The organism is Alicyclobacillus pomorum DSM 14955, from assembly GCF_000472905.1.
Lineage (GTDB): Bacteria > Bacillota > Bacilli > Alicyclobacillales > Alicyclobacillaceae > Alicyclobacillus_A > Alicyclobacillus_A pomorum.
Genome location: NZ_AXAR01000011.1, coordinates 104,988 through 117,373, shown reverse-complemented (window position 1 = coordinate 117,373; position 12,386 = coordinate 104,988). Strand labels below are relative to the sequence as shown.

Annotated in this window: 12 protein-coding genes; all 12 read left to right on the top strand. The window is 57.5% G+C overall.

Annotated elements, in window-relative coordinates:
• A partial coding sequence (locus YWK_RS19770; protein WP_035466863.1) for an IS110 family RNA-guided transposase occupies window positions 1–1,020 on the top strand: 1,020 nt, incomplete at its 5' end.
• A gap of 433 nt (window positions 1,021–1,453) precedes the next feature.
• Complete coding sequence (locus YWK_RS19765; RefSeq protein WP_035466861.1) at window positions 1,454–2,437, top strand: RluA family pseudouridine synthase; 984 nt, start codon at window positions 1,454–1,456, stop codon at window positions 2,435–2,437.
• Window positions 2,438–2,527: 90 nt separating this feature from the next.
• On the top strand, window positions 2,528–3,592 hold the full coding sequence (locus tag YWK_RS0112255) for a M42 family metallopeptidase (RefSeq protein WP_051375546.1): 1,065 nt from the start codon (window positions 2,528–2,530) through the stop codon (window positions 3,590–3,592).
• Window positions 3,583–4,608, top strand: coding sequence for a M42 family metallopeptidase (locus tag YWK_RS0112250; protein WP_026965028.1), 1,026 nt, complete (start codon window positions 3,583–3,585; stop codon window positions 4,606–4,608). The genes YWK_RS0112255 and YWK_RS0112250 overlap by 10 nt, the downstream gene beginning before the upstream one ends.
• Entirely contained in the window at window positions 4,605–5,588 is a 984-nt protein-coding gene (locus YWK_RS0112245) for a zinc-binding metallopeptidase family protein (protein ID WP_026965027.1), read from the top strand. The genes YWK_RS0112250 and YWK_RS0112245 overlap by 4 nt, the downstream gene beginning before the upstream one ends.
• A gap of 141 nt (window positions 5,589–5,729) precedes the next feature.
• Window positions 5,730–6,887: a chorismate synthase gene (gene aroC, locus YWK_RS0112240; protein WP_026965026.1), complete on the top strand. Its 1,158-nt coding sequence runs from the start codon at window positions 5,730–5,732 to the stop codon at window positions 6,885–6,887.
• A complete protein-coding gene (gene aroB / locus YWK_RS0112235; RefSeq protein WP_035466858.1) occupies window positions 6,884–7,990 on the top strand; it encodes a 3-dehydroquinate synthase in 1,107 nt (368 codons plus the stop codon). Before aroC ends, aroB begins: the two co-directional genes overlap by 4 nt.
• Window positions 7,984–8,355, top strand: coding sequence for a chorismate mutase (gene aroH, locus YWK_RS0112230; protein WP_026965024.1), 372 nt, complete (start codon window positions 7,984–7,986; stop codon window positions 8,353–8,355). Before aroB ends, aroH begins: the two co-directional genes overlap by 7 nt.
• A 318-nt stretch (window positions 8,356–8,673) precedes the next feature.
• On the top strand, window positions 8,674–9,711 hold the full coding sequence (gene trpD / locus YWK_RS0112225; RefSeq protein WP_035466855.1) for an anthranilate phosphoribosyltransferase: 1,038 nt from the start codon (window positions 8,674–8,676) through the stop codon (window positions 9,709–9,711).
• Window positions 9,708–10,523 carry an indole-3-glycerol phosphate synthase TrpC gene (trpC, locus tag YWK_RS0112220; protein WP_026965022.1) on the top strand — a complete coding sequence of 272 codons (816 nt, stop codon included), beginning with the start codon at window positions 9,708–9,710 and terminating at the stop codon, window positions 10,521–10,523. The genes trpD and trpC overlap by 4 nt, the downstream gene beginning before the upstream one ends.
• Window positions 10,520–11,212, top strand: a complete 693-nt coding sequence (locus YWK_RS0112215) for a phosphoribosylanthranilate isomerase (protein WP_035466851.1) — start codon at window positions 10,520–10,522, stop codon at window positions 11,210–11,212. The genes trpC and YWK_RS0112215 overlap by 4 nt, the downstream gene beginning before the upstream one ends.
• Complete coding sequence (trpB, locus tag YWK_RS0112210) at window positions 11,187–12,386, top strand: tryptophan synthase subunit beta (protein ID WP_026965020.1); 1,200 nt, start codon at window positions 11,187–11,189, stop codon at window positions 12,384–12,386. The genes YWK_RS0112215 and trpB overlap by 26 nt, the downstream gene beginning before the upstream one ends.

Genomic DNA, 12,386 nt, shown 5'->3' with positions numbered 1-12,386 from the left:
CATACAGTAGAGGCCGTAAGAAACCTCGTACGTCAACTCGACGGCGAGGGAGTAAAACTGGAGTTCTGCTACGAGGCTGGACCCACGGGCTATGGCCTGTATCGATTGCTCCATGCAATGGACGTCTCTTGTACTGTTGTGGCTCCTTCACTCATTCCCAAAAGACAGGGCGATAGGGTAAANACNGACAAGCGGGATGCCTTACGGCTGGCACAACTATTTCGAGCTGGTGAGTTGGTTCCGGTCTTTGTTCCGAGCGAGGAAGACGAGTCTCTTCGGGACTTGGTACGGGCCAGAGAAGACGCCCTCGAGGATAAGCTCCGTGCAAAACAACGTTTGTCAAAGTTCCTCCTTCGACATGATAGACGTCCAACAAAGCCGATGAAAACCTGGAGCAGCACCTATAGACGGTGGTTGGACAGTCTTAAGTGGACGGACAGACGGGAGCAAATGGTGTTTCAGGAGTATCTGCATCAGTTGGATGAAATCGAGGGCCGCTTGAAGCGTTTAGAAGCTGCGATTCATCTGGAAGCGACAGAAAGCGAGCGAGCGCCGGTTATTCAAGCGTTACAGATACTACGTGGTGTGGCAGAGGTGACAGCGATCTCTTTGGTTGCAGAGATTGGGGATTTTCGAAGATTCCGTAACCCCAAACAGCTCATGGCCTATGCAGGACTGGTCCCAAGGGAGTACTCGAGTGGTTCGTCTCGATGGCAAGGCCGTATCACGAAAGCAGGGAATTCACATTTACGACGGACGCTTGGAGAAGCCGCATGGAGTTACCGACACAAACCAGCTGTAAAAAGAGCGATAAAGAAGCGCCAAGAAGGGCAGAGTGCACGAATACGAGATATAGCGTGGCGGGCACAGGACAGATTGCACCGAAAGTATATGAGAATGGTCTCCCGAGGGAAAAACCACAATGTAGCTGTTACCGCGGTGGCGAGAGAATTGCTGGGGTTCATATGGGCCATTGCATGTGAGGCGGAGAGACAGATGGAAACCTCCACTCCTGCATAACCGAGTCCGAAAGTAAAGTTAACGAAGACTGTTACTGTTTGAGGAACAGGGTTGAAGGTCGGGCCTGAAGGCAAAGGAATCCGGTACGGGGAACCCTCGTCGTCTTTTTGTGCAAGGCTCACAGGTGCCTCACGCACGTACATAGTCCGAGGCAGCCCCTTGACGGAGGTACGAAATGCGGTAACCAACCCGCGAATATCAGTGTGCTAACCGTCGACGAACCTTGCCTTCGGGCCGGGCTTTCAACCTCACCACGACACGGGGCTTGACAGGTGTCGTTCATATCAAAAGGCGTTATTGGACGATTTTCGAGTATCCTGTTGTTCATTGCAGGGCCTGTTCTCAGACTCCGTCAATTCGGCGTTCTGTGGTATATGTATACTCAGCACTGCCGCCGATTGAATACATCGAAGAGGGAAGAGGACACTTGGCGATGTCAGACCATCCTTTCACTTATGAATTTACCATCCCAGAGGCGTGGCATGGCAGGAAGTTGAAATCCCTGCTGCAGTCTGAGCTAAAGTTTTCGACACGCCTGTTGCGAACCATGGCTCCGTATGAAGGCGTTCTGAAAAATGGGCAACTCGCATATTTGAACCAACCTGTGAGCGAAGGCGACAAAATACTTGTTAAGTTACCTCGGGAGCATTCCGACATCCCCCCAGAGCCAATGGACTTAGACATCCGATATGAGGACGCCGAGGTCATTGTCATCAATAAACCACCAGGAATGCTGACACATCCAACGGCACGCGAACGGACAGGCACCCTGCTGGCGGGCGTTGCGTACCACCTGCAGGGCCAGGGAGCCGTGCCACACTCTGTGCACCGATTGGACAGAGACACGTCGGGCGTCGTCATGTTCGCCAAGCACGCGCACATTCATCACTTGTTCGACATTGCGCTGCGCAACGACAAGATGCACCGTGCCTATTGCGCGCTGGTTTGGCACGACCAGGCGTTCGACATTGGGGAAGTTGGGGAGTGGCGCACCATCGACTTGCCCATCGGGATGGACCCAAACCGACCGTCTCGCCGAATCATCACCGCTTCCGGACAACGCGCCATTACGCACTACCGCGTGTTGGGGCGGACCGAGCACATTAGCGCGGTACACATTCGCCTGGAGACGGGCCGCACGCACCAAATCCGTCTGCATTTCTCCGCGATGGGCATGCCGTTGGTGGGCGATCCGGTGTATGGCGCAGGCTCACAGCAGAACCCCAGCACCGCTGCTCTTCCAATTCCGTTCGAGCGGCAAGCGTTGCACGCGGTGCATCTCACGTGGGAGCATCCGGTTACGCATCAAACCCAGACGGCGACAGCGCCCGTTGCATCGGATATCCGGCGTTTGTGGGTAGCGCTAGGCGGCGATGAAGTGGTGTGGCGCGAGGTAGAGACCACACCGGACGCGTGAACTGTCCGGTGCATCCGCCGTTCCCACGTCCAATCCAATCGACAGCGCGTATCTGGTAAGATGTACATATGTGTGGAAAGGGGTGTTGACGTGACGAGGCAGAACCACAAAGACACACTCATTGATCTTCTGGAATCCCACGGGGGACCCGGCTTTGAACAAGCTGTGGCCGAGAAGTGTGTCACTGCATTCAATGAGTATACCGAGGACGTCCAGATAGACAAACTGGGCAACGTCATCGCGCTGGTGCGGGGTGAAGGAGACGGCCCGCGCCCGAAAATCCTGCTGTCAGCGCACATGGACGAAATTGCGCTGGTGGTCACGAAGATTGACAAAGGCGGATTTCTCCGTGTGTGGCAGGCGGGCGGATTCGATCCACGCACACTCGTCGGCCAGGAAGTCGTCGTGCATGGCAAACAGCCACTGCTGGGCATTGTCGGATCCAAACCACCTCATTTGACCTCACCGGAAGAGCGAAGCAAGGCGGCTCCGCTGGAAGACCTCTTTATCGACGTCGCCATGTCTGAAGAGCGTGTGCGCGAATTGGTGAACGTGGGCGACCGGATCACGCTCCACCGCGAAACCATGGATCTATTAAATAACCGTATTAGTGGCAAAGCATTGGACGACCGAACCAGCATCGCAGTCATTCTGGAATGCCTGCGGTTGCTGAAACCCATGAGACACGTCGCGGACGTGTATGCTGTAGCCACTGTCCAAGAGGAAGTGGGGGTACGTGGCGCAACCACGGCTGGGTACGGAGTGAACCCCGACATTGGCATTGGCATCGACGTGACTTTCGCAGACATGCCTGGGCAAGATGCGGACGTCAGCTTCAAGATTGGGAAAGGTCCGGCCATCGCCTTCGGTCCCAACATCCATCCGAAGGTGTTTCAAGGACTGCGCGACGCGGCTGTAGAGCATCACATTCCGTACCAACTGGAGTTGTCGCAAGGTCCGACCGGCACCGACGCGCGCGCCTTCCAGATCACGCGAGAAGGGATTGCTTCCGGATTGGTGGGTATCGCCATTCGATACATGCACTGTTCGGTCGAGACCGGATCGTACGATGATATCATCGACTGCGGCCGCCTGTTGGCGCACTACATAACGACTGTTGACGCCAAAACCGTGGAGGGACTCACATGCTACTGAAGAAATTGACGGAAGCGATGGGCCCGTCCGGGTTTGAAGACGAAATCAGAAACGTCATCCGCGAAGAAGTGACGCCTTACGTCGATAAGCATTACACGGACGTGCTGGGCACGCTCATTTGCGAAAAGGGCGTGAACAAGAACGGACCGCGCGTGATGCTGGATGCCCACATGGACGAAGTGGGCCTGATGATTGTACACGTGGAGGAAAACGGTCTGTTGCGGTTCCGGCCACTGGGCGGAATCGATCCGCGCGTCCTCGTGTCCAAACCGGTGCAAATCGGGCCGCAAAAGCGGTTCGGCGTCATTGGGGCGAAGCCCATCCATTTGCAATCCCCGGAGGAGCGGACGAAACCGCTCTCTCTGAAACAGCTCTACATCGACATTGGAGCCAAGGACAAAGACGATGCCCTGTCTGCAGTGAAGTTGGGCGACGTGGCGATGTTCACGACGAAGTACGAAGAAATCGGCGACCATTGTGCGAAGGCGAAGTCATTTGACGATAGAGTCGGATGCGCTGTACTGGTGGAAACCCTGAAAGCGCAGTTCGACCTGCCACTGTATGGCGCCTTCACCGTTCAAGAGGAAATCGGATTGCGCGGTGCCGGTCCAGTGGCATACCGGTTACAGCCCGACATCGCCATCGCCCTGGAAGGCACCGTTTGCTTTGACGTGGCGGATGCACCGGGGCACGGACAATCCACCATCATGGGGAAAGGACCAGCGCTCACAGTTCATGACGGGCAGACCATCGCCAACCGCCGGTTCCTCGAGTTCATGATGTCGGTTGCTGAAAAATACAGCATTCCCTACCAATTGCGGCGGGTGAAGGGCGGATCGAACGATTACGGTGCGATTCACAAGGTCCGGGAAGGCATTATCGGCGGCGGAATTTCCGTACCCGTCCGCTATATCCATGCCCCAACCCAATTGATTTCACTGGATGACTACCAGAACACGATTCGCCTGGTGTCCGCGATTCTGACGGAACTCGCTAAAGGGGGATTTACGGCATGAAAGACTTAATATTGAAGCTCGCCGGCTACGTAGCGCCGTCCGGTTCGGAGTCTGCGGTGCAAGAAGCGCTGCTTGAACTGGTGAAAGACGTGGCGGACGAGGTCTACACGGACGCCTTAGGCAACGGCATTGCCAAGAAATCAGGAAACGGTCCACACGTTGCGCTGGCAGCACACGCGGATGAAGCGGGCGTCATGGTGATTCACATTGAAGATGAAGGGTTCCTCCGCGTGATTTCCGTCGGAGACGTGAAAGCACAGGCGCTGGTGGGCCGTCACGTGAAGTTCACCAATGGCGTGACGGGGGTCGTCGGCGTCGAGTCGAAGGTAAAGCTCGAGGATATTTCTTTCGACAACCTATATGTGGACATCGGCGCAGAGAACGGAGATGTGGCGAAGAGCAAGGTCTACATTGGTCTGTCCGGCGTGGCATTGGAGCCCGTTGTGGACATTGACGAGCATAAGTTGGCAGGGCGTGCGCTGGACAACCGCGTGGGCTGTGCCATTGCCATCGAAGCGTTCCGCCAAGCTGCAGCCGCGGGGCACAACGTCTCCCTGGTTTTCACGTCACAGCAGACAGTGGGGGCGCGGGGAGCCAAAACGGCTGCGTTTCAATTACAACCGGACCTGGCTATTGTGGTGGACGCGGTACCTGCGGGAGATATGCCCCAGGCCACGCGCATGGATTTGAAGCTCGGAGCTGGCCCAGCCGTGAAAATTATGGACGGGACTGCGATTGTGCCGCTTAAGGTCAAAGATCATCTGATTGAAACGGCCAAGAAGGAGGGCATCGACATTCAATATGAAGTGTGGCCGCGCGGCTTGTCCGACGCAGGGTCTATTCAGTTGTCAGTGGACGGCATTCCGGTCGGCGGTGTGTCATACCCAGCGCGGTATGTGGGCAACACGTCGACTATGGTGGACCTGCGTGACGCGGAAGCGGCTGTACGTTTGATTGTGGAAGCCATTCGTTCCTATTGAGTCGGTAGGAAACAGGGGGCTGCCTGCGTGCAGCCTCTTTTCGTTCCACCGAAAATCCCGTCCGTTCCACCGTCTGTGTCCATGTTATAATTATCAAAACGTACTGAGCAGAGAAGAGACTGGAGAGAGGACGAACGCCTGATGATTCGCTATTTGTCTGGAGGGGAATCCCACGGACCGGAACTTACGGTCATCGTGGAGGGGTTTCCGAGCCAACTGAAAGTATCCAAAGAAATCATTGATGAGCAACTCAAAAAGCGCCAACAGGGTTATGGTCGCGGCTTGCGGATGAAAATTGAGTCCGACCAAGTGGAGATCACCAGTGGCGTGCGGTTTGGATACACGTTGGGATCACCCATCACCATGCATGTGGTCAACCGGGACTTCTCGCACTGGACGGACAAGATGGCGGTGTGGGACAGTCCACCGGAATCGCTGAAGGAAATTCATCGACCGAGGCCCGGGCACGCCGATTTGGCGGGCGCCATCAAGTACGACCACCGCGACATTCGCAATGTGCTGGAGCGTGCGAGTGCGCGCAACACCGCGACGATGGTGGCAGCAGGTGCCTTGGCGCGCCAGTTGCTCGCTGCCTTCAATATTCAAGTCACTGCGCACGTGGTGGAGATCGGCAGTGTCAAGGCACAGTCAGTACCCAGAGACTGGGCGGAACTGGTGGCAACTGCTGATGCGTCGCCGGTGCGGACCGCAGACAAAGACGCCGAATCCAAAATGATGGCGTTGATTGACGAGGCAAAAGCCAATGGGGACACGGTCGGAGGGGTCTTTGAAATTGTCATCCAGGGCTGCCCCATCGGACTTGGCAGCTACGTGCACCCGGACCGGAAGCTGGACGGGCGGTTGGCTGGCGCGTTGATGAGCATCCAGGCTATCAAGGGTGTGGAGATTGGGCTTGGTTTCGAGGCTGCAAGGCGGTTCGGTTCCAAAGTACACGATCCGATTGCACACGACGGCTCCCGGTACATGCGCCCGAGCAATGGTGCAGGCGGTCTCGAGGGCGGCGTCACCAACGGCGAACCCATTGTGCTGCGCGTGGCCATGAAGCCCATTTCGACGTTGTACAAACCGCTGAACAGCGTGGATATGGTGACCAAGCAGGTGGAACCTGCCGCAGTGGAGCGGTCGGACTACTGCGCCGTGCCAGCGGCATCTGTAGTCGGTGAAAACGTGGCAGCGTGGGTGATTGCAGATGCGTTCCTGGAGAAGTTCGGAAACGATTCGATGGATCAAATTCGCGACGCGTACAACGCGTACCTGGAACGGGTGAAGCAACGATGACGGCGCGCCTGACAGTTCGTACGGGGTCTGCGGCGTATCCGGTGCTGTTTTCGGACGGGTTGCTGGACGAACTTGGCCAGCAACTACAGGAACTCGGCGTCACCACGAGTCGTCCACTGTTTCTCGTCACCGATGAAAACCTGGCGCGCCTTGGCTACCCAGACCATGCGGCAGAGAGTTGCAGGAAAGCGGGATACGTGCTGCACAAGGCGGTTGTGGCGCCGACGGACGCGAGCAAATCGCTGGCGACCGCAGAGCGGCTGTACGAGGCAATGGTAGAGGCGGGCATTCCACGTAACGGCATCGTCCTGGCATTAGGAGGCGGCGTAGTGGGTGACCTGGCCGGGTTCGTGGCCGCGACGTACTACCGCGGGATTCCATTCATCCAGTTGCCGACCACTTTGCTCGCCCACGACAGCAGTATCGGCGGCAAGGTGGGGATCAACCTGCGAAGCGGCAAGAATCTGGTGGGCGCGTTTCACCAACCGTTGGCCGTCATGTTCGACGTGAGTCTGCTGGCGTCCCTTCCTGCGCGGGAGTGGGCGGCAGGAATGGCCGAGGTGATCAAGCACGGTTTGATTGGAGACGCGGAATTGTTCCGGGAACTCCTCCGCGCTCCGCTCACCTGTTATCCTGGGCCCGCTCCGACGGAAACCTTGCTGGCGCGTGCCTGCGCGGTGAAAGTGGCCGTTGTGGAGCGAGACGAACGGGAAAGCGGAGAACGCATGAAGTTGAACCTCGGTCACACGGTCGGACACGCCGTGGAACAATACTCACACTACCAACTCAATCACGGAGAGGCGGTGTCCATCGGCATTGCCGTCGAGACGCAGATGGCAGTGCATCGCGGCCTGGTTTCCACAACCGAGAGAGATCAGATCTTTGCCGCGCTTCAGGCGCATGGTCTTCCCCTGAGAACGGCGGACTTTCCGCTCGCGGAAGTGATGGAGTACTTGCGGCATGACAAGAAGCATACGAGTGAGGGCTGGAGGTTTGCGCTTCCCAAAGGGATTGGGGAAGTCGTCGTGGTGCGCGACGCGACATATGACGAAGTGGCCCGTGCCTGGACGGATGTACATCAGAATGGGGGATGGACATGTTAGTACGCGGAATCCGCGGTGCGGTCACTGTGGACGAGAATACGCCGGAGGCGATATTTCGCGCGACGCGGCAATTGATGGAGACCCTCATTATGCGCAATGACTTGGACGTGAATCACGTAGCGAGCGTCTTGCTCACCATGACGCCCGACTTGAATGCGGACTTTCCGGCCAAGGCTGTTCGCAGTATTGAGGGCTGGCAGTGGGTGCCCCTGATGTGCGCCACCGAAATCAGCGTGCCGGGAGCCATGCCATTGTGTATTCGCGTGCTGGTCCATGTCAACACAGAGAAGTCTCAGCAGGACATTCAGCACGTGTATCTTGGTGACGCCGTTCGGCTGCGCCCAGACGTAGCCGATGCAAAGTAGCATATTTTGCACATGTCTGTTGACGAAATGGCCAACAACTCGTAATATGGAACACAATAAGTTTTCGTAGTTGAGTGATTTGCAAAATGACGGATTCGTCGTCGGGTTGCAAATTGCTGAGTTGAGTCGAGTGCAGTCGCTGAGAGATGAGATGGAGTAGAGCCGAGCGGAGGAACGAGATCCCACGTCTATTTGTTTCGCAAACGAACTCTGGGATACTGCATCCGCAGGTTGGGCGACGCCTGGTCCTGTGGATTTTGTTTTTTCTCCGACGGCAGGCGACGACGCGACGAGTTGAGCAGAGAGGAGTCGAGGCACATGGTGGTCAAGGACGTATTGAAAGCCGTCTCGTCAGGTGACATTTTGACCGCGGAAACGGCGGAGGCGTTCATGGATGCCCTCATGAACGGTGAAATTACCCCTGTGCAGACGGCCGGATTGCTGGCTGCCCTGGCAGTACGGGGGGAAGCAGTATCGGAAATTGTCGGTTTCGCCAGAGCTATGCGGAAAAACAGTGTGCGACTCAATCCTCCGTTCCCCGTGTTGGACACGTGCGGAACAGGTGGCGATGGCGCGAATACATTCAACATCTCCACGGCGACCGCGTTCGTGTGTGCAGCCGCTGGCGTGAAGGTCGCCAAACACGGCAATCGTGCCGTGTCCAGCAAAAGTGGCAGTGCCGATGTGCTCGCGGCGCTTGGCATCCACCTTGAGTTGTCCCCTGAAGCAGCGCTCGAGTGCTTACAAGCAGCAAATCTTTGTTTCCTCTTCGCACAGCACTTCCATCCGGCAATGAAACACGCAGCAGAACCGCGCAAACAACTTGGATTCCGCACCGTGTTCAACATTCTGGGCCCGCTGACCAACCCCGCGGGCGCGACGCGCCAGGTGCTCGGCGTGTACCGTGTTGACCTCGTCGAGAAGGTCGCCGAGGCATTGGGACAGCTCGGCACTGAGCACGCGCTCGTCGTCCACGGTGACGGCGGCATCGACGAGTTTTCTCTACAGGGCCCGACGGAAGTCGCCGAAGTGAAACACGGTCGCGTGACCCGCTACACGGTGCATCCTTCCGATTTCCGGTTACCGACCGCTCCACTGTCCGCGGTGGAAGGCGGTGACGCGGCAGAGAACGCGAGCATCCTGCGCCGCGTCTTCGATGGGGAACGGGGGCCTCGGCGCGATGTCGTCGTACTCAATGCCGGTGCGGCGCTGTACGTTGGCGGCAAGGTCACCAGCATCGCAGAAGGCGTGCGATTGGCTGAGCGGTTGCTGGACAGTGGGGCGGTGTCTGCTGCGCTGCAACGAGTCGCTGTAGCGTCCAACCGATACGCGGCACAAGCGGAGGTGGCCCAATGACCGACTTCTTGCCCAGGATCCTTGAGACGAAGCGCGAAGAAGTGTCCCAATTGAAAAGTCAATCCATCGACTTGTCCGCTCTGTCGAACTTACCGCCCTGCAGGGGATTTCAATCCTCCATTCGTCGTGCAGCCGGACTGGCGGTTGTCGCGGAGTTCAAGAAGGCGAGTCCATCGAAGGGCCCCATTGCCCCTGAGTTGGACCCGGTCACCATGGCGTCTGCGTATGAGCGGGGTGGTGCATCAGCCATTTCCGTACTGACGGATACACGCTACTTCCAGGGCTCCCTGAAGGATTTACGCGACATTCGCGCGCACGTGAATCTACCGGTGTTGCGCAAAGACTTCATCATCGATGAGCTGCAAATCGCGGAGGCGCGGCTGGCTGGAGCAGACGCGGTGCTGTTGATTGTGGCGGCCCTGGAGCCAAATCGACTGGTTGAACTGTCCGCCTACGCACAGTCCATTGGCCTGGATGTTCTGATAGAAGTGCACGCGTTGTCGGAGCTGGACGCTGCGTTGAAGGCCAATCCTTCGGTGCTTGGTGTCAACAACCGGAACCTGCACACGTTCGAAGTGGACCTCAACACCACGAGAGATGTGATCCGAGAGACACCCAAAGGTCAACTGGTGATTGCGGAAAGCGGTGTGCACAGCGCAGAGGATGCCCAGCTCATGTTGTCGTACGGCGCGAGTGGCATTCTCGTGGGCGAGTCCCTGATGAGAACGGGCCATCCAGAGGACGCGGCGCAGAAAGTTCAGGAACTCTGCGGAGTCACCGCAAAATTAGAACAACGGAGTGTTTCGGGATGACGTGTGTGAAAATTTGCGGCTTGCGCCCCGGAGATGATCTCCGTTTTACTGCAGACAAAGTGGTGACGCACATTGGCTTCGTGTTGGTTCCGCAGAGTCGAAGATACGTCGAACCGAGCGCCGTCGGCGACATGGTGCGAACGGTACCTTCGGACACCGTGAAAAGCGTCGGGGTGTTTGTCAACGCGTCGGTGTCAACGGTAGATGCCATCATGAAAACCGCGCGGTTGGAAGTCGCTCAGTTGCACGGGAATGAGACGCCATCGGACTGCCGCCAGTTGCGAGAACAGGGGCGAACCGTCTGGAAATCCATTTGTGTTCCGTTGCAGCATGCAGATGTCAACAGGCTGGCTGAACGCGTCCTCCAGTACGCAGAAGTTGTGGACGCCATATTGTTGGATGCGGCGCCGCCCAAGGAAGCGGGTAGCGTGTCTGGAGGACACGGCGTCGCCTGGGATTGGTCCATTCTAAAAGAGATGGCCGCCGCGTGTGAAGGAGCATCGCTCCCGCCGCTCTGGGTGGCGGGCGGCATACGGCCGGATAACGTCCAGTCGCTACTGTCCAACTTCAGGCCGTACGGCATCGATGTATCTTCTGGTGTGGAGCGAGCCGGGCGGAAAGACCCGAACAAAATCATCGAACTGATAAAGGCGGTGAGCCGTAGTGAGCAGCAAAGCAACGTATCCTGACGTACATGGCCGTTTCGGACCGTTTGGCGGACGGTATGTTCCAGAGACACTGATGTCCGCACTACACCAGTTGGAGCAGGACTACCGACGCCTGTCCGGCGATGCGTCGTTTCAGCGGGAACTGCAGTATTATCTCGCGTACTACTCCGGCCGCCCCACGCCACTGTACTTTGCGAAACGTCTGACGGAGGCACTCGGTGGCGCGAAGATTTACCTCAAACGGGAAGACCTGAACCACACAGGTGCTCATAAAATCAACAACACGCTCGGCCAAGGCCTGCTGGCCGTGCACACGGGGAAGAAACGTGTGATTGCAGAGACGGGCGCTGGTCAGCACGGCGTAGCAACCGCCACCGTGGCAGCCTTGTTCGGGCTGGAATGTACCGTGTTTATGGGCGAGGAAGACATGAAGCGGCAAGCGTTGAACGTATTCCGGATGCGGATGCTGGGTGCGGAAGTGGTCCCAGCAACGTCCGGAACCCGCACTTTGAAGGACGCCACGAATGAAGCCATCCGCCACTGGGTGGAGCATGTAGAAGACACGTACTACATCATTGGCTCTGTCGTCGGACCTCACCCATATCCCATGATGGTCCGCGACTTTCAGCGCGTGATTGGCGACGAGACGAAGTCGCAGTGCCTGGAACTGGAAGGACGGCTGCCAGACGTGGTCATTGCATGCGTCGGGGGTGGCAGCAACGCCATGGGCATGTTCTACCCATTCCTGGAAGACACTTCGGTCCGGTTGGTCGGCACGGAAGCGGCAGGTCACGGCATCACCACCGAGAAGCACGCGGCCAGCATTGCGAAGGGGCGGCCCGGTGTACTGCACGGATCGCTCACGTATTTGCTGCAGGACGAATATGGACAAGTGACGCCTGCGCACTCCATCTCCGCAGGTCTCGACTACCCCGGCATTGGGCCGGAACACGCCTGGTTACACGACTCTGGCCGAGCCACGTACGTTCCCATTACGGACGACGAAGCGCTCGAAGCGTTTTCCACGCTGACGCGACTGGAGGGCATCATTCCGGCGTTGGAAAGCGCACATGCTGTCGCCGAGGCCATCAAGGAAGCGCCAAGGATGTCCAAAGATCAGGTGATTGTGGTGTGCCTCTCCGGGCGCGGGGACAAAGACGTCGACCAACTTGCTCAAAGGACAGGGGGAAAGTGA

Coding starts and splice junctions, on each gene's coding strand:
- YWK_RS0112215 (WP_035466851.1), top strand. CDS start 10,520: ATGACGTGTGTGAAAATTTGCGGCTTGCGCCCCGGAGATGATCTCCGT.
- trpC (WP_026965022.1), top strand. CDS start 9,708: ATGACCGACTTCTTGCCCAGGATCCTTGAGACGAAGCGCGAAGAAGTG.
- trpD (WP_035466855.1), top strand. CDS start 8,674: ATGGTGGTCAAGGACGTATTGAAAGCCGTCTCGTCAGGTGACATTTTG.
- aroC (WP_026965026.1), top strand. CDS start 5,730: ATGATTCGCTATTTGTCTGGAGGGGAATCCCACGGACCGGAACTTACG.
- YWK_RS0112245 (WP_026965027.1), top strand. CDS start 4,605: ATGAAAGACTTAATATTGAAGCTCGCCGGCTACGTAGCGCCGTCCGGT.
- YWK_RS0112250 (WP_026965028.1), top strand. CDS start 3,583: ATGCTACTGAAGAAATTGACGGAAGCGATGGGCCCGTCCGGGTTTGAA.
- YWK_RS19765 (WP_035466861.1), top strand. CDS start 1,454: ATGTCAGACCATCCTTTCACTTATGAATTTACCATCCCAGAGGCGTGG.
- aroH (WP_026965024.1), top strand. CDS start 7,984: ATGTTAGTACGCGGAATCCGCGGTGCGGTCACTGTGGACGAGAATACG.
- aroB (WP_035466858.1), top strand. CDS start 6,884: ATGACGGCGCGCCTGACAGTTCGTACGGGGTCTGCGGCGTATCCGGTG.